The sequence below is a fragment of the Psychrobacter sp. NPDC078409 genome (assembly GCF_050268505.1).
Lineage (GTDB): Bacteria > Pseudomonadota > Gammaproteobacteria > Pseudomonadales > Moraxellaceae > Psychrobacter.
The window spans coordinates 749,064-770,394 of record NZ_JBNNGW010000001.1; the positions used below are offsets into that span (position 1 = coordinate 749,064).

The 21,331-nt window shown below is 42.9% G+C and carries 17 protein-coding genes; 7 read left to right on the forward strand and 10 right to left on the reverse strand.

Annotated features, from left to right (window positions below):
• Window positions 1-20: 20 nt before the first annotated feature.
• Window positions 21-446 carry a peptide-methionine (R)-S-oxide reductase MsrB gene (gene msrB, locus ACQKC9_RS02815; RefSeq protein WP_057760931.1) on the reverse strand — a complete coding sequence of 142 codons (426 nt, stop codon included), beginning with the start codon at window positions 444-446 and terminating at the stop codon, window positions 21-23.
• A 444-nt stretch (window positions 447-890) separates the two neighbouring features.
• On the opposite strand from msrB, the gene ACQKC9_RS02820 reads away from it, so the two are divergent.
• Entirely contained in the window at window positions 891-2,543 is a 1,653-nt protein-coding gene (locus ACQKC9_RS02820; RefSeq protein WP_427620411.1) for an aminotransferase class I/II-fold pyridoxal phosphate-dependent enzyme, read from the forward strand.
• Between the two features lie 287 nt (window positions 2,544-2,830).
• Here ACQKC9_RS02820 and ACQKC9_RS02825 read toward each other — a convergent pair whose 3' ends face one another.
• On the reverse strand, window positions 2,831-4,438 hold the full coding sequence (locus ACQKC9_RS02825; RefSeq protein WP_201548837.1) for an inorganic phosphate transporter: 1,608 nt from the start codon (window positions 4,436-4,438) through the stop codon (window positions 2,831-2,833).
• A 567-nt stretch (window positions 4,439-5,005) separates the two neighbouring features.
• On the reverse strand, window positions 5,006-6,715 hold the full coding sequence (locus ACQKC9_RS02830; protein ID WP_427620412.1) for an ATPase: 1,710 nt from the start codon (window positions 6,713-6,715) through the stop codon (window positions 5,006-5,008).
• 320 nt (window positions 6,716-7,035) lie between these two features.
• Here ACQKC9_RS02830 and ACQKC9_RS02835 point away from each other — a divergent pair, with 320 nt between their 5' ends.
• The 5 genes from ACQKC9_RS02835 to ACQKC9_RS02855 all read left to right on the forward strand — a co-directional run bounded on the left by ACQKC9_RS02835 (window position 7,036) and on the right by ACQKC9_RS02855 (window position 13,051).
• Window positions 7,036-7,749, forward strand: a complete 714-nt coding sequence (locus ACQKC9_RS02835) for an FFLEELY motif protein (RefSeq protein WP_427620413.1) — start codon at window positions 7,036-7,038, stop codon at window positions 7,747-7,749.
• 90 nt (window positions 7,750-7,839) lie between these two features.
• Window positions 7,840-8,940, forward strand: coding sequence for a bifunctional demethylmenaquinone methyltransferase/2-methoxy-6-polyprenyl-1,4-benzoquinol methylase UbiE (gene ubiE, locus ACQKC9_RS02840; protein WP_427620414.1), 1,101 nt, complete (start codon window positions 7,840-7,842; stop codon window positions 8,938-8,940).
• A 118-nt stretch (window positions 8,941-9,058) separates the two neighbouring features.
• Window positions 9,059-9,763, forward strand: coding sequence for a ubiquinone biosynthesis accessory factor UbiJ (locus ACQKC9_RS02845; protein ID WP_427620415.1), 705 nt, complete (start codon window positions 9,059-9,061; stop codon window positions 9,761-9,763).
• Window positions 9,764-9,865: 102 nt separating this feature from the next.
• Entirely contained in the window at window positions 9,866-11,527 is a 1,662-nt protein-coding gene (locus ACQKC9_RS02850; RefSeq protein ID WP_427620416.1) for an ABC1 kinase family protein, read from the forward strand.
• Window positions 11,528-11,623: 96 nt separating this feature from the next.
• Entirely contained in the window at window positions 11,624-13,051 is a 1,428-nt protein-coding gene (locus tag ACQKC9_RS02855; RefSeq protein ID WP_427620417.1) for an FAD-binding oxidoreductase, read from the forward strand.
• A gap of 106 nt (window positions 13,052-13,157) precedes the next feature.
• On the opposite strand, the gene ruvB is transcribed toward ACQKC9_RS02855, so the two are convergent.
• The 5 genes from ruvB to ACQKC9_RS02880 form a co-directional block, all read right to left on the reverse strand.
• Entirely contained in the window at window positions 13,158-14,141 is a 984-nt protein-coding gene (gene ruvB / locus ACQKC9_RS02860; protein ID WP_057760949.1) for a Holliday junction branch migration DNA helicase RuvB, read from the reverse strand.
• 175 nt (window positions 14,142-14,316) lie between these two features.
• Window positions 14,317-14,937 carry a Holliday junction branch migration protein RuvA gene (ruvA, locus tag ACQKC9_RS02865; protein WP_191113941.1) on the reverse strand — a complete coding sequence of 207 codons (621 nt, stop codon included), beginning with the start codon at window positions 14,935-14,937 and terminating at the stop codon, window positions 14,317-14,319.
• A 78-nt stretch (window positions 14,938-15,015) separates the two neighbouring features.
• Window positions 15,016-16,053, reverse strand: coding sequence for a class II fructose-bisphosphate aldolase (gene fba / locus ACQKC9_RS02870; protein ID WP_057760953.1), 1,038 nt, complete (start codon window positions 16,051-16,053; stop codon window positions 15,016-15,018).
• Between the two features lie 427 nt (window positions 16,054-16,480).
• On the reverse strand, window positions 16,481-16,867 hold the full coding sequence (locus ACQKC9_RS02875; RefSeq protein WP_201567361.1) for a hypothetical protein: 387 nt from the start codon (window positions 16,865-16,867) through the stop codon (window positions 16,481-16,483).
• A gap of 257 nt (window positions 16,868-17,124) precedes the next feature.
• Window positions 17,125-18,339, reverse strand: a complete 1,215-nt coding sequence (locus ACQKC9_RS02880) for a phosphoglycerate kinase (protein WP_427620418.1) — start codon at window positions 18,337-18,339, stop codon at window positions 17,125-17,127.
• A gap of 506 nt (window positions 18,340-18,845) precedes the next feature.
• Between ACQKC9_RS02880 and ACQKC9_RS02885 the strand changes: the two genes are divergently transcribed.
• Window positions 18,846-19,175, forward strand: coding sequence for a TraR/DksA family transcriptional regulator (locus ACQKC9_RS02885; RefSeq protein ID WP_341609671.1), 330 nt, complete (start codon window positions 18,846-18,848; stop codon window positions 19,173-19,175).
• A 65-nt stretch (window positions 19,176-19,240) separates the two neighbouring features.
• Here ACQKC9_RS02885 and ACQKC9_RS02890 read toward each other — a convergent pair whose 3' ends face one another.
• The gene (locus ACQKC9_RS02890; protein ID WP_427620419.1) at window positions 19,241-19,909 is read right to left on the reverse strand and encodes a thiamine phosphate synthase; all 669 of its coding nucleotides are present in this window, start codon (window positions 19,907-19,909) and stop codon (window positions 19,241-19,243) included.
• Window positions 19,910-19,996: 87 nt separating this feature from the next.
• The gene (locus ACQKC9_RS02895; protein WP_427620420.1) at window positions 19,997-21,079 is read right to left on the reverse strand and encodes a serine hydrolase; all 1,083 of its coding nucleotides are present in this window, start codon (window positions 21,077-21,079) and stop codon (window positions 19,997-19,999) included.
• Between the last annotated feature and the right edge of the window lie 252 nt (window positions 21,080-21,331).

Genomic DNA, 21,331 nt, shown 5'->3' on the forward strand with positions numbered 1-21,331 from the left:
TCTAATACTACTTAGACTACTTACTTCTCAGACTTATCTAAATCAATAGATACTGAGTTGATGCAATAACGCATGCCTGTTGTCTCAGTAGGACCATCAGGGAATACATGGCCCAAATGTGCGCCACAGTTGCTGCAAGTGACTTCGGTACGAGTCATGCCTAGCGAGTTATCGACGTGCTCTTCAATCGCGCTGTTATCGATACCTTGATCAAAACTTGGCCAACCACAGCTCGCATCAAATTTATTACTTGAGTCAAACAAGCTTGCACCGCAGCCTTTACAACGGTAAACGCCATCATCGGTCGCATCATTATATACACCTGTAAATGGGCGTTCAGTGCCCTTCTCACGCATAATATGATACTCATCAGCGGTTAAACGCTCTTTCCAGTCAGCTTCAGTCAACTGGCTGATTTCTTCTTTGCTTAGTTGATTGTCTTGCATAATTTATCCTTATTCGAGTATTTATTATCTAATCTCGGTAACTATTTTATCGCCATATGATTATGAGAACGACGTGCTCTATCTGTTGGTTATCGATGCACTATTCAAGGCATATATAAGCAAAGTAATCTTTATATTGTGAGATAGATAGCATGATTGACGAGATTAACTGAGTCAAATATAGCAAACTAATTTTAGATAATAATGGGTAAAGATGTAATTTTGATATCTATACCTTTTATAGTCTATATAAGAGATTTAGAGCCGTATGAACATAAACCAAACGTTAATTGCAAGATATACTTGCAAATACTAATAAAGCTGATTGTAAAATCATTTGCAAATTAACTATCAATGCAATAATATCTTGCATTAGTGTTTGACTAAAATGTTTAATATATCTCTACACTGAATATTTACTGATTAACAAAGGCTCAAACAACAATGTCTGACGACAATAGCAAAAGTACGCAAGCGGAACGACTGGTACAGTTACGCCGTGACAAAGGATTTACTGCTGAGCAGCTAGCAAAGGCCATGACAGCCGCTGGTGCAAAAGTGAGCCGTGGTGCTATCTCAAACTGGGAACGCGGTACCAATGGCATCGTCTCATCCAAGCTGCCTACACTCGCACGTATTTTGGGCTGTAGTGAAGGATATCTGTTGCGCGGCGACCTCAACAATAAGGCTATTGATGCAGACGAGTCACCATCACCTATAGAGCGCAGTGAACATCAAAAGCTAGATACGAGTTCACACACACAGTCAGGTATTAAGACAACTGATGCTCAGTCCACGCTAACTTCTACTGCTGGTAAAGACTCAAAAACCAATTCGACAACCAATCCGAAAAACGGTCATGCTATGAACACTATAAAAAAATCTGACAAATTACAAAACGTTTGCTATGACATTCGTGGTCCTCTATTGCAGACTGCTAATAAGATGGAAGCAGAAGGCAAACGCATATTGAAACTAAACGTGGGAAATCCAGCGCCTTTTGGTTTAGAAGCCCCGCATGAAATTTTGCGCGATGTCGCTATGAACTTATCTGAGGCGACTGGCTATTCAGACTCGCAGGGGATTTTCTCAGCACGTAAAGCCATTTTGCAATATTACCAATCAAAGGGGTTACTGTCGGCTGTTGACGTACGTGATGTGTATTTGGGCAATGGGGTTTCTGAGCTTATCGTCATGACCATGCAGGCATTGATGAACGATGGCGATGAAGTCCTAATTCCAATGCCAGACTACCCGCTTTGGACTGCAGCAGCCAACCTCGCTGGTGGTACTGCTGTGCACTATCGCTGCAATGAAGAAGACAACTGGCATCCTGATATTGAAGACATTAAGTCTAAAATCACGAGCAAAACAAAGGGCATCGTGGTTATTAACCCAAATAACCCGACAGGTTCACTTTATAGTGATGAGCTATTAAAGCAAATTATTGAAGTCGCCAAAGAGCATGATTTAATCATCATGGCTGATGAAATTTACGATCGCATTCTCTATGATGATAATGTACATACGCCGATGAGCACCCTAACTGACGACGTGCTGGTGCTCTCTTACAATGGCTTGTCAAAGTCACATCGTATCGCAGGATTTCGCTCAGGTTGGATGATGGTATCAGGCCGCAAACAGCACGCAGCTGACTTTATTGAAGGCTTAGATATGCTCGCATCTATGCGTCTTTGTTCTAACGTGCAAGGACAGTATGCTATTCAAACAGCGATGGGTGGGCATCAGAGCATGCAAGACCTGACTTCTGAAAAGGGTCGTCTATATAAGCAACGTGAAATGGCAGTCTCACGTCTTAATGCTATTAAAGGTATTTCTTGTACCATGCCTCAAGGCGCGTTTTACTGTTTTCCAAAAATGGATCCAGAGGTCTATCCTATCACCGATGATATGGATTTTATGATGGACTTGCTCGTTGAAGAAAACGTACTGATGGTTCAAGGTACTGGGTTTAACTGGGATAGACCAGATCATTTCCGTCTGGTGTTCTTACCTAACTTGCTTGACCTAGAAAATGCGATGGATAGATTGGACAGATTTTTTGCCAAAAAACGTAAGCAGTTTGGTACCGAGTAAATCGTTATATATCATTAAAAAACGCTTATCGGCATGATGCTGATAAGCGTTTTTTATTGCGTTGAACCTAGGGCGTGTCTTCAATTCACCCGATAGTCATCTAAATGGGCTAAAAATGGCTAAATCTTGCCAAACATCGTCAAATAGCTGGTTAATATCCCGATATTATCTGCGCTATTTTTCTTGTTTGACGGCAATTTATCTCATTTTTACCACCATTTTTGAAATGAAGACACGCCCTAGTTATTAAAACTCAATTATGATAATTCACTGATAAAAACAACATATTAAAAAATATTGCTCAATACAAGATAGCTGATAGCAGACATAGTAGCCGCTGCAGGCAGCGTCACAATCCAAGCCAATCCAATTGGTTTCATAAGCTTCCAGTTCGTATCTCTGTTGACGATACCGATACCCAGTACCGCACCTACTAGCGTGTGAGTACTTGATACAGGCAGACCCATTGTCGATGCGCCCATTACAACAGCAGCAGCAGCCAGCTCAGCTGAGAAGCCTGAAGCTGGATGCATTTTCGCTAAATTGGTACCAACGGTTTGAATCACTTCTTTACCAATGAACCAAAGACCAACGATTAGTGCCACACCAAAAGTCAGCATGACAGCAGGTGGTACAGCAGCTTCAGTAGCGATACTATTGGTACGAATCACATCCATAATGGCGGCAAAAGGACCAACCGCGTTGGCGATATCGTTTGAACCATGACTAAAGGCAAAAGCTGACGCGGTAAAGACTTGCATCCAGCTAAACATAATGAATGTCGCTTTGGTCAAATCTTCTTTATGCTTACCGCGGATACTCTTGGTATAGATATAAGTCGCTAACCATACTAGCGCCGCTATCATACCCATAATCAAGAAGCCCTGCAGTGTGGTCAGGCCGCTATTAACATTTTTAAGACCTTTAAAGACGACTAGAGAAGTCATCACCGCACCACCTGCGGCAGCAATGATAGGTACCCACTGCTTAAGTGCTTTTAGAGTATCAAGGCTACTGCGCTCATTCTCAATATCATAAAGCTTTTTGTAGTAATCAGTTTCTAGATCTTCAACGTTACAATCATCATCTTTATAGATTTCCTGATCACGTAGCATCGCTGACGTATAGGCCAATTGCTCAGACTCTGTCAAACCATCCAAAAACTCTTTGTGGTTTTGCTTTAAGACTTTTTTATTGCCTTTTAGCGTAGCAATATAAGCTTCAGTTTTATCATTATATTCAATGATATTTTTCTTGATTTGTCCATATAAAAGATAAGACAACACGCCACCTAGTAGCGGTGACAGCACCCAAGAAATAGCGATAGTTCCAACCGTTCCCCAGTCTACCGTTGATAGCGCCATGTCCGTACCACCTAACGTGATACCTAAAACAATGGAGCTACCAATCACACCGCCAATAATGGAGTGAGTGGTCGAAACGGGCAGACCTTTTTTGGTCGCAAATAACAGCCAAAATGCTGCTGCAACCAATGCGGAGAGCATGACATAAATGAACTGATTGGGCGTCACTGATAAACCATCTAGATCGACGATGCCGCTTCGAATCGTATCAGTAACCTCCCCGCCTGCAAGAACTGCTCCCGATACTTCAAATATCGCGGCAATACCCAATGCTTGCGGGATAGTCAACGTCCCTGCACCCACCGAAGTACCAAAGGAGTTGGCGACATCGTTACCACCGATATTGAATGCCATAAAGACACCAAAAGCGGTCGCCACGATGAATAGCGTCGTTTGCTGACGCATGGTGTAATCTAAACCCCACCACAAAAAGTAGGAAGTCATCGCAATCAGTAAAATGGCAAAAAATAGATTTATTCTCATAGAGCCAACTGGCTTGATTGACTCTGTAGAACTGCTGCTAATACCCATACGTTAGTACGTCCTGCGTAAGCTGATGAAAATTATATGAGGTTGATAATATTGCGCTGCTACTCACAGTGCTTGTTACGGCATCTAATAAAGTAGCAATAGAAAATATATAACATGTGGTTAGAAGGTCTTAAACCGACTAGAGCGAAAGGGAAAACACATCCTTCAACATGTCACAAAGCCGCAAGTGATATTGCCAAATCGTCTGATTACAGCATCTTGCGGCTTATATATTTCTTAGCGATATTTGTGGTACTACTAACAGCTATTGTAACAATTTTTGTCGTAATTATTAAGTTATCTATACTAAATAACCAAAACACGTTGTTTGCTAAATTAAAATTATTATTTAGCAGAAGCTGTTTTGCGCTCTATTATATTAAATATGAGCACATAATGCATGATGATATTGCGAGATTTGTAACTGCGAGTGTATACGGACAAGACCACACTCTGTAAAAGACAGGATGGCTCGAATATGGTTCGAGCCATCCTACTTAGGAAATACGTGGAAAATACAGTTATATAAATCTATAAGAGTCCTTAAACTTTAAGCATTTCTAACAATTATTTGCTTTCAGTAAATGCAGACAACTGCTCGATAGCATGATCTAATACGTCCAAACGCGCCTGACGCTTTTCGTTGGTCGCAATAACACACCATGGTGCTGTCGTTGTATCCGTGCGTGCCAGCATATCTGCTGCAGACTGCACATAGTCTGACCATTTATCACGGTTACGCCAGTCATCATCCGTTAGTTTAAATTGCTTATGCGGTGTTTCTTGACGATCTTCAAACCGTTTAAGCTGCTCTTTTTTATCAATCGCTAACCAATATTTGATAACCAACGTTCCTGCTGCCGCCAAGTCTGCCTCAAAACGATTAATTTCATCATATGCTCGTTGCCATTCATTAGGAGACGCAAATCCTTCGATACGTTCAACCAGCACACGCCCATACCACGTACGATCAAAAATGGCGATACGGCTAATACGATTCGTTTGTTCGTCAGGCAATCTCGTCCAGAAACGCCACAAGTAAGGATGCTGGGTCTCATATAACATCGGTGCGCCAATATTATAGATTTGATACTCGCGAGGATCTAGCGGTGCAACCAATCTTTTGATTGCACCGCCCTTGCCAGCAGCGTCCATTCCTTCAAAAGCAAACACTACATGCCGACCTTGGCGTGCACGTAGTAACTCAGCAAGCCGTGCTTGCTTCTCTGCCAATGCCTCACGATAGTCTGACTTACTGATTTTTTTATCTTTAATAGACGTCAGTTGCTTAGGTATCGGTACAGGCTCAAACTGTTTTTGTTCGGTATCCGAGTTAAGTTTTAGTGTCTCGGACTGAGGATGGTTTTCTGACGTTCCCTTGTCATTGTCGTTGTCCTTGTCATTGTCACTGCTATCTGCTTGACTACTCGCCAGCGCGGTTTGCATAGCATGTAGCACCAAATGACAAAAGTTATCAGCGGCTTCTAACTTATCATCACCATCAATAATGACCCAATCATCCTGTTGATGCAGCAAGGTCGCAGCCACCTCATTAAACTTCTCGATGACTTGTTTATTATTCCAGTCAATTTGATACAAAAACTGCGGATCTGCTTCATCATCCTTTAAGCGACTGTGCAACGTTTCAATATCGACATGAAACCAACATTTTAATAACTTGGTTTGATTGGCAATGAGATCGTTTTCAAATGCTTTTAGCGTATCTAACTGCTGCTGTAGATAGTCTTGCCACTGAGCAATAGGAAGCGAATTTTTATCTGTTTGACCTTTATTATTTGATAATGCTTCAAGGTTTTCACTATCTGATGTCGCTAGTCGCATGACGTTGTATAATAAATCAGCATACCAGTTGCCGAAATATACCATGACATCACCATGGCGCGGCATGGCGCGGGTATGCGCTTGCCAAATAGGTTGATAACTCAATGGCGAATGACCAATAGTTGCCTCAACTTTAAGTAGCCTTGGATCTACCCATTGCCTCAACTGCTTAACGGCGGTACCTTTACCCGCTTGCTCCATTCCGTTCACTAGTACTAACAGGCCTGTTGGTTTATTGAGGGTCGGTGGCGTTTGTTGGCGAGTGGCTTTTAAAGCATACTGAGCTGTCACCAATGCCAATCTAAGCGAATCCTCATCCAGTGAAAACTGACTTAAAGGATTGGGCTTTAGACGCTGCTCCACAACTTGCTCACTAAATTGTGTACTTACCGCTTGTGGTGCTTTTGGTTCAGTAGTATCATTTTTTTTAGACATGATTACACTCGCTATTATCGTTATTGGGCTGCTTTACCGTTGAGTGACTTATGGAATAGCTATTAATAGGACAACTCTTAATATCCCTATCTCATCGCTCATTTTTATCTCATTTAATCATAGCACTGCGCCAATCGAGTAAATAATATTGCTGTGTAACAGATTGGTATTTGTATTCTTAATTATTTTCTTTTAAGGTGAACACAATTTTGGGTATAGGATAGAACAGTTGTTGAAAACCTCATAACCCTGAACCACCATATTTAAAACAACCATACTCAAATTTGATCACCCTATTTACTTCTACAGGATTTATTGCCATGACCGCTTTAGCTGATTTACAACAGCATTTGACACGTTTTTGGGCGATGCCTCATCACCAAGATGATGCATTAAATGCTAAGCTCAAAGAAGTACAATCATGGCAACAAGCACGTCTCCAGCAGACGCATCGCGAGCTATTTGAACAACCTAAAAACCAACTAATGGCAGATTACTTTCTCACCCAACTGTATGGCGGCGAAGAGTTCAAGTTATTAGCAGAGCAGTTAGCACGTATCTTGCCAAAAGCAAAAAAACTAGAACGCCTTGCCAAAGAGTCAGCTCTAGAGGCTGGTAGCATGGGCATCCAAGCAGCGATTTTTGCTATTGAGCTAGATCTGCACTTAGCCCAGTGGTTACTCGCTCAAGATTTACCAGTAAACGAAGAAAACATGCTAACCGCCTATCGTACTGTCGATGAAGAAAACGAGCGCCGAGTTCAGATTGCCAATTTAAAAGACGTCTGTTATCGCACGGACAAACATCTGAATTCGTTTATGCTCAAAAAAGCCTTTGCACTAGCAAAAAGTACAGCCTATCGTCATGGCTACCAGCCGCTTTATGATTTTATTGATACAGGCTTTAAAGCCATGAAACCTCTGAGCAGCGTCAGCGATTTTATTGAGCCGTTCTGCAAGCGTGAACTGTCCATTATTGATCAGGTTCATGATACGGATAATGGCAGTAAGCCAGTAGCGTTTGGTGTATCATAAGCTCAATATGCTAAATAGCTAATTGACGCTTACTATTTAACGATTTCTTCCGATAAAGACAATCATAAAAATAAATTCTAGGACAACATGATGACTGATATTTCAAAATATAGCAGCGCCCTTTCTAATCAAGCCACAACGACCAATGGTCATCTGCAAGACAAACTGGTAAAAGACAGTATTGCTCATAACCAACAGATTAGCGCGCAGATATTACGTAACCAAACAACCAATGTCGTGCCGAGCAAGAATAATAGCGTTGCTAATGACGACAATAGCGACTTTACTAAAGTTCAAGATTTACCAACTGGGACGCCGCAAGGCCAACAAACCACTATGCCAAACAACGACAAAACGACTCGTACAAACCCTTCAGAGCAAACGATAAAACAGACACTGTTCAATCAGCGTGATGACATCAATAATCCGCACACGCCTGAAACAGATGGTAATGAGCAGACGCATTTTGGCTATAAGACAGTCAATAAAGCAGAAAAACAAGCACGTGTGGCTGACGTATTCACTTCTGTTGCCAAAAAATACGACATCATGAATGACTTGATGTCATTCGGTATTCATCGTCTATGGAAGCGCTATGCGATTAGTTTATCGGGCGTGCGCGCTGGTCAGCATGTCCTTGATATTGCGGGTGGTACGGGTGATTTGGCTAAAGTATTTAGCCGTGAAGTTGGTAGAAATGGCCACGTGGTACTATCTGATATCAATGCTGCGATGCTGGAAGTCGGTCGTGAGCGCCTGATCAATGCAGGCTGTAATAACGTTGATTTTGTATTAGCTAATGCTGAGACATTAGCTCCCTTTGATGACGAAAGCTTTGATTTGGTCACCATTAGCTTTGGTCTGCGTAACGTCACAGACAAAGATGCCGCGCTAAAGTCTATGTATCGCGTCCTGAAGCCAGGCGGTCGTCTATTGATTTTAGAATTCTCAAAGCCAGTATTTGAGCCATTATCTAAGGCTTATGATTTGTATTCATTTACTGCATTGCCAGTGATGGGTAAGCTAATTGCTAATGATGCTGAAAGTTATCAGTACTTGGCTGAGTCAATTCGTATGCACCCTGATCAGCAGACACTCAAGCAAATGATGCAACAAGCTGGGTTTGAGAACTGCGATTATCATAACTTGACTGCTGGCATCGTGGCTGTCCATCGAGGATTTAAAGCGTAACGACAAAGTACGATTGGCAAGACTATTACGTTTAACAGACCCTATTAAACCTAACACCAACATACTATGCGCTGATGCAGCTAATGCAAAGGCGCTCACTTAACGATGCGAGAGCCTTATGCTGACTGTCTTTCTATTAGCTGGTGCCGAAAAGCTAATTAACATTGCTATTGCTAGTGATGAGATTACCAAAGCAGGTTTAGCACCGCTTGCAGGTAAAGTGTTACGTCTTAATATGGGATTGCCTGAGATTCATTTAGACATCTTGTTCACTCATGAGCGTTTGCGCTTTGAGCCGGTCACGACGGAGAGCGTATTTGAGCCAAGTGGCCAAATGAATGAGCGCCAAAAAGCCAGCATGGAGCGCGCACGTTTTGGTCATAGTCGTCCAGATTGTACCATCACTGTAGACAATGCCGCTCAACTGCTCAATCTGATGCGTGGCGCTGAAGGTAACCTGCCAATCGCTGGTGATTACAAGGTGCTGATGCAGCTCAAACAACTGGTTGCAGGGTTTGATCCTGACGTGGCTGGACAGCTTGAGCCGTTTATTGGTAAGCCAATGGCTAGCCAGTTACATCTCCTTATCTCTCAGCTCAAAGGTAGCTGGCGTCATAGTGCCAAACGTGCTTTTGATGACGTTAGTGATTGGGCCAATGAAGTGGCTGGCAATAGCACACCTGACCCTATCGAGGTGGCTGAAGTAAATGATCTAAAACAGCAACTGTTAAAATTACGTGCTGACGTCGAACGGGAAGAAGCCAAACTTGCTGCTATCAAAGAAGAGCAAGCGCAGTTTCTTAATAACTCGTTTCATCAATAGCCGATTGCATCAATCATAAATGAACGCTATTACCGATGGCACTATTTATGATTAAGCGCAGCGCCTACCCCATTTTCGTCTTTGTTTAGAGTACTTAATCCCATGCTATTATCGCACCGCGCTCGTCTACTTGAGCTTTGGCGTATCGCCGCAATGTATCGCCTTGATACCCATTTTTCTATCGAAGAAGCACCACAGCTACAATCTTTGGCGCGATTAATTCGCATGCATCCAGCAGCATGGGGCAAGAAGCACCAACCAAATGCGATTAAGTATGCGCTTGAGGATATGGGTACGCTGTTTCTAAAATTAGGCCAGTTACTCTCAACACGTCGCGACTTGGTACCGCCTGAGATTATCGCTCAATTGATTCAATTGCAGGACAAAGTTAAGCCTTTTGACGCTGATATCGCTGTCGCCCAAATTCAACACCCTAAACATGGTCTTGGCCAGTCTATTGAAACGCTGTTTGCCCGATTCGATATCAAACCACTAGCGGCCGCTTCTATCGCCCAAGTACACACGGCTGCCTTACATGATGGGCGTGAAGTCGTGGTAAAAGTGGTTCGCCCTGATATTCGTACTGTGATTGTCTCTGACTTTGAGCTACTGCGGGAATTGGCAAGTTGGGCATCTGCACGTATTGAAGCAGCACGTGCCGTCCATATCATTGATATTGTCGAAGACTATCGGCAAGTCATGCTCAACGAGCTTGATTTGACACTTGAGGCTGATAATACTACTCAGATGCGTAATAACTTCTTGGGTTCAGCATTGATGTATGTGCCTGAAGTTTATGACGCTGCCAAAAACGTGATGGTCATGGAGCGTATCCAAGGCGTCCCTATCTCACAAGTTAAGATGTTTGATCAGTTAGGTTACGACCGTGCAGCGCTTGCAGAAAAAGGCCTAACGATATTTTTTACCCAAGTCTTTCGTGATAACTTTTTTCATGCTGATATGCATCCAGGCAATGTGTTCGTAGAGACGCCGCCTGTGCAAACCTTACATGCAGGTATGGCAGCAGTTGATTTAGGTCATGAACCACGCTATATCGGGCTTGATTGCGCCATCATGGGCACTTTATCAAAAGACGATCAGCTCATCGTGGCACGGATGTTACTTGCCGTAATGAACAATAACTTTACCGCTGTGGTTGATATTGTGAGTCGTGCAGGTTGGATACCACCAAATGCCGATAAGCATGCCCTGATGCGTGATATGAAACGTACTGTCGGCCCTATGCTACAAAAATCAATCGATGATATCGACTTTGCTGGCGTACTGATGCAGATTTTGGACATTGCACGTAGACATCATATGAGCATCCCGCCGCAGCTAATGCTTCTGCTAAAAACCTTGGTCCATGTGGAAGGACTCGGTCGTGATTTATATCCTGACCTTGATATTTGGTCACTTGCCAAGCCAATTCTAAGCAGCTGGATTAAAGAGCAGTTAGATCCTATGCGTAATCTACAGCAACTGCGCCAACAACTGCCTGAAATACTCCTGTCTACTACCGATATTCCTAAACTATTAGATCAAGGTTTACAAAGCCTTGCCTCACAGGGCTCTCGTCAGGACAGTCAGCTACGCGAGATACAGCAGATTCGCGCTGACATGCTAAATGACCGCCGTCGTGACTGGTTGGCACTGGCAGGGTTTGCTATATTTATCGCTATCGCTACGCAAGTTATCGGCTGGCTATCACCTATATTTTATATACTGGCTATCTTGGTAGTTGTTTGGCGCATCCTAACTTAGTTGTAATAGAACAAATGTCTGTCATTAAAGCATATCAAATGGATATTGAATATGCTAAGTTAATGCTAAATATTCTAGTTATCTATAGGAACCCTCATGTCAGCGCTACCACTGTCACAGACCCATAACACTAGTAAACCAGACTATAGTGAGGCTATCACAGCTTTGCAGGAACGTTTTGGTAAACAACTGAGTTTGAACGCTACAGTGCGTGAGCAGCATGGCCATACCATGACCTGGTTAGCCAATCAGCCTCCAGATGCAGTATTAACAGTACAGGACAAACAGGAAGTAGCTGCGGCCGTTAAAATTTGCCATCAGCATCAAATGCCAGTGATTGCTTTTGGTATCGGCTCTTCTTTGGAAGGACAATTAAATGCTCCCTATGGTGGACTGTGCATCGATATGCATGCGATGGATGCTATTTTACAGGTCAATAATGAAGATTTGACCGTTACCGTCCAGCCTGGCGTGACGCGTGAGCAGCTAAACCATTATCTGCGCGATACAGGGCTGTTTTTTCCGATAGATCCCGGTGCCAATGCCAGTATTGGTGGCATGGTCGCCACTCGTGCCTCAGGTACTAATGCGGTACGTTATGGCACTATGAAAGATGTGGTACTCGCACTAGAAGTAGTGACCGCAAGTGGCGATATCGTACGAACAGGCACACGCGCTAAGAAGTCTGCGGCTGGTTATGATTTGACGCGCTTGATGATAGGCTCAGAAGGCACCCTTGGTATTGTCACTGAAGTCACGCTGAAACTATTTGGTATTAGTGAGTGTATAGGCAGCGGCATTTGTCATTTTTCGACCATCGAAGATGCTTGCCAGGCAGTAATGCTGACTATTCAGATGTGCTTACCTATTGCTCGTATCGAGCTGCTTGATGCAATGCAAATCAAAGCATGTAATCAATATGCCAATCTCGATTTAACCGAAACGCCTACGCTATTTGTTGAATTTCACGGTACAGAAGCAAGCGTTGCTGAACAAGCGCAAATGTTTGCTGATATTATCGAAGAGTTTGATGGTCGTGATTTTGCCTGGGATACCAATGAAGCTGAGCGTAAACGTCTCTGGCAGGCAAGACACAATGCTTATCATGCTAGCTGTGCGTTACGTCCTGAGACAAGCGCCCTATCGACTGACGCTTGCGTACCTATTTCGCGCTTGGCAGAATGTGTCAGCGCCACTGCAAAAGATATTGAAGCATCAGGGATGATTGGACCAATTGTGGGTCATGTAGGCGACGGTAACTTTCATGTTTTATTATTGGTCGATACCAATAATCCTGAAGAGGTAGCTACTGCTGAGGGTATTATCGGTCGTCTCGCCACGCGGGCTATCGAGATGGATGGTACTTGTACGGGTGAACACGGGATCGGACAAGGCAAACAAAAGTATATGCAGCAAGAACATGGTAATGCGCTGATACTTATGGAAGCTATCAAGGCAGCCCTCGATCCTAAAAACATCCTTAATCCAGGGAAAATATGGCCTGAGGCTTTATCTATTTCCTAATACTATTATAAAGACTAAGACCATACTAAAATCAAACCAATAGCCAAAAAAAATGCGCCTACTTCTCATCAAAAGCAGGCGCATTTTTTTGGCTAAAAACTGATTGCTATAACATCTGGTCGATTGCCATCTGTGTCAGTACGCGGCCACGAGCAGTACGCAGCACATAACCTTGTTGAATCAGATATGGCTCAATTACGTCCTCAAGTGTACCCCGGTCTTCAGCCATCGCAGCTGCTACTGCTTCAACACCAGCAGGACCACCATCAAAGCGCTCATGCAATATTTCGATATAACGTCTATCTAGATGATCAAGACCACGTCTATCCACTGCCAACATATCTAACGCGCTACCAGCAATCGCGCCATTAATACTACCGTCTCCTCTTACCTCGGCATAGTCACGCACACGGCGTAATAGGCGGTTAGCAATCCTTGGTGTACCACGTGCGCGGCGGGCAATCTCTACAGCGCCATCTTCACTCATTGGTACACGCATTAGACGTGCTGCTCGACTGACAATCGTCGTTAGATCAGCGATATTATAAAATTCAAGGCGCTGTACAATCCCAAAACGGTCACGTAGTGGTGAGGTTAGCAGCCCTGCTCTAGTCGTTGCTGCTACCAAGGTAAACGGTGGCAAATCAAGCTTGATAGAACGCGCAGCAGGCCCTTCACCAATCATAATGTCCAATTGGAAATCTTCCATCGCTGGATAAAGGATTTCTTCAATGACCGAGCTTAAACGGTGAATTTCATCGATAAACAGCACATCACCTGCTTCTAGATTGGTCAGCATGGCTGCCAAATCTCCTGGGCGCTCAAGCACTGGCCCTGAAGTAGAACGCAAATTGCCACCCATTTCACGAGCGATAATATTAGCGAGGGTTGTCTTGCCCAGACCCGGTGGACCAAATATAAGTGTGTGATCTAGCGCTTCGTCACGGCCACGAGCAGCACCGATGAACACTTCCATCTGCTCACGTACCACCGGCTGACCAATATACTCAGCCAATAATGCTGGTCTGATATTGGCATCAGGAGCATCACTTGCACCTTCTAGTGGGTTAATTAAGCGATCTTGCGTCATAGAATTTATCATTATATTAAAAAATTAGTTAACAAATAGCATAACCAAACGCTGCGCATAAGTCATGCAAAACCTCATTAAGCGAGCACTAAAACGAAAATAAGCGACATTTAATGTCGCTTATTGATTTAATACATTATGTGGTTGTCATCGATAGATGGCTAGTTAATATGAATTAAAAGCCAGACAATTGCTGTAAAGTAGCTTTTAACAAGCCTTGAGTATCAGCAAAAGTATCCCCTTTACTCTTGGCAGCTTTGATCGCTAGCTGAGCTTCTTTTTCTTTGTAGCCCAAGCTAATCAACGCGCCTTCTACTTCAGCGATGATACTACCTTCGTGAGAAATCGTTGTTTCCTGAGGCGTCAATTCAAACGCACCATTATCAACGTCGATATTCTTTAACTTGTCTTTTAGCTCAATCAATAAACGTTGCGCCGTCTTTTTACCGATACCTGGGATACGAGTTAATGCCGTCTCCGACTCTTGCTCGACGTGCATCTTTAGCTCAGCTGCTGACATTGCAGACAGCATAGCTAAGGCCATTTTTGCCCCAACACCATTGATTTTAATTAACTGGCGAAAGACATCGCGTTCTTTTCGATCGATAAAACCGTATAGCAATTGGGCATCTTCGCGAACATGGAAATGTGTCCAAATGCTGGCTTGTTCATTCAGCTGCAACTGGCAAAACGAAGGCAATGGCAGTTCGATATCATAACCCACACCAGAGGTCGTCATGATACAAGCCGTCGGTGCCATCAAGTACTGCACCTGTCCGGTAATCAATCCAATCATAATTTACGACCTCTTATGTGTAATATTATAAAATCAGCTGCCACTTCATGATTAACAACTACGTTCTACAACACAGTCTTATTGGTAGAAGTTCACCATACCTTCAAGACTGGTTGGGCGAATTTTATGTGCTTGACCTGCAGAGCCGAACGCTTCAAAACGATTGGTACAGATATCTGACATCGCTACCATAGACGCTTTAAAATATTTACGTGGATCAAATTCACTTGGATTTTTTGCAAGGAATTCACGGATAGCACCAGTTGATGCCAGACGTAAATCCGTATCGATGTTTACTTTGCGTACGCCATGTTTAATCGCTTCAACGATTTGCTCAACTGGCACACCATAAGTTTCGCCGATATCACCACCATTTTCATTAATAACTTTTAGCCATTCTTGTGGCACTGATGAAGAACCATGCATGACCAAATGCGTGTTAGGAATACGGGCATGAATCTCTTTTACGCGCTCAATAGACAAAATGTCGCCTGTCGGTGGACGTGTGAACTTATAGGCACCATGACTAGTACCGATAGCAATTGCTAACGCATCGACATTGGTATCTTTTACAAACTGCTCAGCTTCGTCAGCACTGGTCAATAGTTGCTCATGATCTAGCACACCTTCAGCGCCAGAGCCATCTTCTTCGCCAGCCATACCAGTTTCCAGACTACCTAGGCAACCGATTTCGCCCTCTACAGAGACACCGCAAGCATGAGCCATCTTAACAACTTCGCGCGTGACGCTAGCATTGTAATCATAATCCATTGGCGTTTTGCCATCTTCACCAAGTGAGCCGTCCATCATCACTGATGAAAAACCTAACTGAATTGAGCGTTGGCAGATGGCTGGCGACATACCATGATCTTGATGCATTACCACTGGAATATGTGGCCATTCTTCGATCGCAGCGATAATCAAATGACGCAAAAATGCTGACCCTGCATAGTTACGTGCGCCTGCACTGGCTTGGACAATGACAGGTGAATCACAAGCATCCGCAGCCATCATGATTGCACGCATTTGCTCTAAGTTATTGACGTTAAAGGCAGGAACACCATAGCTGTGTTCAGCGGCATGATCTAGAAGTTGACGTAAGGATATTAGGGCCATAAGACGCTCTCTGATTAGATTTTGAATAGTATTTTAAAAAACAGCTTGATAGCAATCATTTCACTGTATATTCGACCATACCGACCGTATATAGGCTAGTAAAAATCTGAATGCTATTGGATATGATTACCACGCGGTGATTATAGCAAAAATTGTTCTGTCTTCGTAGCAGTTGACCGACTATTTGTCAGTCTATACCGTCTTTTGATCTCAGTTTAACTTTCATAAACTGTTACTTTATAAACTGCACAATGACATACAACGCAAAAAGCCTTGGCAATCACCAAGGCTTTTCTAGTATTTTGAGGCTTATAAAGCAATGACTCTTTTTAGAAATTATTTATTTAAAAGTTATTTACCGATGATTATCTATCAATCGATAGACTCCCAGTAAATCAGTCATTATAGTGCTTAGTTATCGCGTAGCTTAGTACTGTTGCTCTGCATCAACTGCAACATCATTTGCGCCATCAGCAACAGCGTTAGCGCCATCAGCAACAGCTTCAGCAGTATTTTCAACCGCTGTGTTAGTGCTTTCAGCAATAGCATCGCCAGTGTTTTCTAGAGCGTCTGTCGCAGCTGCACCAGCAGTGTCAGCGCCTTCGGCAACTTCAGTACCAGCGTCTTGAGCAGCAGCTTCAGCTTCAGCAGCAGCTGCGTCTGTTTCAGCGGCAGCAGCATCAGCATTTGCAGCAGCATCATCGCCAGCAGATTCAACAGCAGCTTCAGTGTTTTCTTCTGTTTGTTGGCTACATGCAGTGATTGCAAAGGTACCAGCAAGTACGCTAGCAAGTAATAAATGACGTTTTAACATAATAAACCTCTCGTAAATAATGCATGTCAAAATACATGGTCGCGCTATTTTATAGAGTGCGAATCAGACATGCAATAATAATTTTCAGTATATAAATAAATAATTACTGCTTAATAATAATCGATGGCTATTGCGCTTACTTATATCAATAAAAACAAGCAAATCAACAGCTAAAATATTATTTTTACAGACTACCTTAGTTATTTAAAGTTAGTTGTACGTCTAATGTTACTAAGCTACAGAGTATCGTTAATTAGTTAGGCATCTATTTGCAGCGCAGCGACTGCTGGAAGTACTTTACCTTCTACAAACTCTAAAAATGCACCACCGCCCGTTGACATATAGCTCACACCATCAGCAACTTGATATTTATCGATAGCCGCTAACGTATCACCGCCGCCCGCGATAGAGAAACCATCGCTATCTCTTACAGCAGTAGCTAATATCTGTGTGCCTTGCCCGAAAGCATCGACTTCAAAGACACCCACTGGACCATTCCACAAGATAGTTTTTGCATTGATAATAGCATCAGCAAGCTGCTTTGCGCTTTCTGGTGCGATATCCAATATCATGTCATTGTCACCAATCGCATCAACTGATTTGATCGTTGCGGTGGCTTTTTGCAATGAGCCAGTAAAGTCAGCGAAATCGATGTCATTTTTATCAGCGACTACGACGTATTCAGGCAGTAAAATTTCAGTCTTGGTCATAATGTCACGCGCAGTATCTAGCAAGTCTGCTTCGTACAAAGAGGCACCAACACCGTGACCTTGTGCTGCCAAGAAAGTATTAGCAATACCGCCACCAACGATAATCTGTGTGCAAACTTCAGCCAAGCTGTGTAGTACTTCTAATTTGGTAGATACTTTTGATCCACCAACGATAGCAAGCATTGGCTGTGCTGGTGTTTCAAGTGCTAGGCTCAAAGCATCAAGCTCAGCAGCTAACAATGGCCCTGCACACACAGTTTTATCTGCTTGACGCATCGCTTGCGTAACGCCTTCTGTTGATGCCTGTGCACGGTGCGCTGTACCAAAAGCATCCATCACAAACACATCGCACAAATCAGCGTACTTTTTCGCTAACATGGCATCGTTTTTCTTTTCACCGTCATTGAAGCGTACATTTTCTAATAGAACCACTTCGCCAGATTTTACATTGGCACCTTGGGTAAGATAATCACTATTAAGACGTACAGGTGTCGATAGTTGCGAGCTTAAATTTTCCGTCAGATAGTCAGCGACTGGTGCCAATGAATATGCAGCTTCAGGATTGCCTTCTGTTGGGCGGCCTAAATGTGAGCAAACAATTACCGCAGCGCCTTTTTCGAGCGCCATCTTGATGGTAGGAAGACTGGCTTGCAAGCGCGCATCGCTCGTGACCTTACCATCTTTAATAGGCACATTTAAATCTTCTCGAATCAAAACCACTTTATCCGTTAAGTTCAACTCACTCATACGCAAAAAATTCATTACCTGCTCCTATGCATCAATATGTCTGTTAATTTGCGATTACTGTCGTTACTGATGTGACCATTATAGTCAGCTCTATATAAATCGGATTCAGTGCTAAGCTCGATCAACCTACTATTTAGTAGCACTCTTACTCGCCTGCTTTATAACTACGCTATCTTATATCTAAGCTATATAGTCACTATCAGCTTTATTGCTTTTTAATGTCTTTTTAACGCTTGGCTCTGACACTTATCAGATCACTCTGATGAGTCGATCAAGTAAGCAGAATTCAGCGGCGGTGTATTCTACCAGTTTTCTAGCGCAGTCTCACAAGCAACCTGACACAAATTTCAGTACATTTTAAATATTGAGCCCCTATCTTCAGACCATTATTCGATGGTAACAATTGCAGTTGCTAGCTTTAAGCATAGACAATAAACCGTAACATTTCGTGGTGGTACTCAGCAGTCAAGCTCTTTATGATAGAGGCATTGACAATAAAAATAACCTACTAGGAGAAAATAATGAGCATCAACTTAGACACTGCGAAACAAAACCTATTAAAATTAAAAGATGAGTACGAATCTCGAATTGATAAGATAGAAGATCACATTCAAAATCCACAAGATGATCTCAATGAACATTGGGAAGATCAGGCCATATCCTATCGTCAAAATGACATGCGTAAAAACTTGATGAGCGAGGCACGTCAAAGCTTAATCTATGTCGAAAATGCATTGAGTCGAATTGAAAATGGTACTTATGGCGAATGCGAAGTCTGCGGTGAACAGATCGAAGAGCAACGCTTAGAAGCGCTACCCTATGCCACCTTGTGTATGGAACACGCTGAGTAGCGCTGTCATATTAATACTCTATTGTAAGACTATTGCTACTCTAAAACCTCTCTAAGAAGAGTACTTCAAGTAGGTGTTTTCCATTTAGAAAATGCCTGCTGCCATTCATGACAGCGCTGAGCTATGTCCGCTGCTGGCAAATCCATGATATCCCCGACTACTGCTACAAGCGCAATGGGCAAATCTACCAGCTCTGAAACATTTTCTGCGGTTAACCCCCCTATTACACAGATTGGTATGCCTTGCTGACACCCTTCCACAAGCTGCTGACGTGAAATGATATTAGCATTTGGCTTAGTCGTAGAGGTAAATACTGCACCCATTGCAGCATAACTTGCGCCGTCATTTTTTGCTTCTTTAATTAGATCTACATCACCATGACAGGTACGACCGATTATTTGATGCGGCGATAGAGACTGTAGAGCATCATCGATACTGCCGTCTGTTTGTCCAAGATGCACCCCTACGTCAAGCTTTTCAGCCAACTTCACGTCATCATTAATAACAACTGGCACGTTGTACGTTTTAGCTAACTCGACGATTTTTTGCGCCTCATCAAAAAGCTGCAAAGCTCCATCAGGTAGACTAAGAACCTGCTTACGACGAATTTGTAATAGCGCAATCAAGCCTGTCGATAAGGCTGCCTCTAGCTTTTGATATAACAGCTCAAATTCATCATCGTTGGTCAACAAATATAGCTTAGGCATAACTGAGGAAAATGATGAACGACTCATAGCGTTTATCCTTAATTCTTAAATTCAACACAATAAAAAAGCCGTTATACGATATAACAGCTTTTTTATACATTTAGAACAGATAGCTTACACTGTACGGCGTGTAGCCAAACTATTTAAGATATTTTTAGCATCACCCCAACGTGTTGCTGAGCTGTTTGCCCCTAAGATAACAATAATTGCAGGACGATTATTGACACGAGTTTCCATCACAACGCAACGTCCGGCTTCATTGATAAAGCCTGTCTTAGAGATACCGATTGGATAGCTGCCGTCACGAACCAATGTACTGGTATTACTGGCTTTATAGGTGCGGTTACCACTTGAGTAATTTGAGACAAAAAAGTCATAGCTCTTAGTGGTAGAAAAACGACGAATCACATCATAGTTGCCAGCAGCACGTACCATCTTGACCAAATCTTTTGACGAAGCTACGTTGCGCTTATCAAGTCCAGTTGGATCACCAAAAAATGCCGTATTCATGCCCAAGTCTTGCGCTTTACGATTCATCGCACGCATAAAGGCATCATAGCCACCTGGATAGTTACGCGCTAGACTCTTCGCTGCTGGATTTTCAGACTTCATCAACGCCATTAATAGCATCTCAGCACGATTCAAACGGTCACCTGACTTCAAACGTGAGCTTGCACGCTTTGGACCAATGAAATCTTCTGGATCAAGCGTGATTTCTTCACGCATATCAAGACCAGCATCCAACACGACCATAGCCGTCATAACCTTAGTGATACTAGCCATTGGGCGCGCGATATCAGCATCTTTTTCGTAGATAGATTCGCCTGTTTCAGCATCAATCACCGCAACACTACGTGAATCGGTGCTAATCGGAATCATATCACTGCTACCGAAAGCCCCACGATAAGTTGTGTTATAGCGGGCACTATTGGTGTTATTACTACTAGCAAAACTATTAGTATTCGTAATGTTGGTAGTGCCGTAGCCATTATCGACTTTCTTAATAGCAGAGCCATTAGACTTGTACATTATGTTGCGAGCTTCAGACAAGCTATCAGCGCCGCCCCAACTCAGGCGTGCACTAGAGGCAGTGTCAGTGCTACCATTAATTGTAAGTGCGGCTTGTGCAACACTGCCCAAACTCAATGAAATCATAGCAGCGATCAATTGCTGTTTGGTTAATGGTAGTTGCTTCATTATGCCTCCTGCTGTCGCTATTACGCCAGTTACATATTGTCTGACGCCAAAAACGTACGTAGCGTTTATAGATGTGTTTGTAAGTACTCACATAGAGCTTTTGTATTTTTAGTGTATCATGGTTTACATTTAAGTTTAATCTATCAAACTGATTTAGTAGTTTTTTTTGGCTTCGTTCAAACTTTACTACAACCAATTTATATTCTAGAAACATCAATTCACACTGCAGCAATATAATTTAACTTCGAATGT

Excerpts from the sequence above, each read along its gene's own strand:
- msrB (WP_057760931.1), bottom strand. The coding sequence starts at position 446 with ATGCAAGACAATCAACTAAGCAAAGAAGAAATCAGCCAGTTGACTGAA.
- ACQKC9_RS02820 (WP_427620411.1), top strand. The coding sequence starts at position 891 with ATGTCTGACGACAATAGCAAAAGTACGCAAGCGGAACGACTGGTACAG.
- ACQKC9_RS02825 (WP_201548837.1), bottom strand. The coding sequence starts at position 4,438 with ATGGGTATTAGCAGCAGTTCTACAGAGTCAATCAAGCCAGTTGGCTCT.
- ACQKC9_RS02830 (WP_427620412.1), bottom strand. The coding sequence starts at position 6,715 with ATGTCTAAAAAAAATGATACTACTGAACCAAAAGCACCACAAGCGGTA.
- ACQKC9_RS02835 (WP_427620413.1), top strand. The coding sequence starts at position 7,036 with ATGACCGCTTTAGCTGATTTACAACAGCATTTGACACGTTTTTGGGCG.
- ubiE (WP_427620414.1), top strand. The coding sequence starts at position 7,840 with ATGACTGATATTTCAAAATATAGCAGCGCCCTTTCTAATCAAGCCACA.
- ACQKC9_RS02845 (WP_427620415.1), top strand. The coding sequence starts at position 9,059 with ATGCTGACTGTCTTTCTATTAGCTGGTGCCGAAAAGCTAATTAACATT.
- ACQKC9_RS02850 (WP_427620416.1), top strand. The coding sequence starts at position 9,866 with ATGCTATTATCGCACCGCGCTCGTCTACTTGAGCTTTGGCGTATCGCC.
- ACQKC9_RS02855 (WP_427620417.1), top strand. The coding sequence starts at position 11,624 with ATGTCAGCGCTACCACTGTCACAGACCCATAACACTAGTAAACCAGAC.
- ruvB (WP_057760949.1), bottom strand. The coding sequence starts at position 14,141 with ATGACGCAAGATCGCTTAATTAACCCACTAGAAGGTGCAAGTGATGCT.
- ruvA (WP_191113941.1), bottom strand. The coding sequence starts at position 14,937 with ATGATTGGATTGATTACCGGACAGGTGCAGTACTTGATGGCACCGACG.
- fba (WP_057760953.1), bottom strand. The coding sequence starts at position 16,053 with ATGGCCCTAATATCCTTACGTCAACTTCTAGATCATGCCGCTGAACAC.
- ACQKC9_RS02875 (WP_201567361.1), bottom strand. The coding sequence starts at position 16,867 with ATGTTAAAACGTCATTTATTACTTGCTAGCGTACTTGCTGGTACCTTT.
- ACQKC9_RS02880 (WP_427620418.1), bottom strand. The coding sequence starts at position 18,339 with ATGAATTTTTTGCGTATGAGTGAGTTGAACTTAACGGATAAAGTGGTT.
- ACQKC9_RS02885 (WP_341609671.1), top strand. The coding sequence starts at position 18,846 with ATGAGCATCAACTTAGACACTGCGAAACAAAACCTATTAAAATTAAAA.
- ACQKC9_RS02890 (WP_427620419.1), bottom strand. The coding sequence starts at position 19,909 with ATGAGTCGTTCATCATTTTCCTCAGTTATGCCTAAGCTATATTTGTTG.
- ACQKC9_RS02895 (WP_427620420.1), bottom strand. The coding sequence starts at position 21,079 with ATGAAGCAACTACCATTAACCAAACAGCAATTGATCGCTGCTATGATT.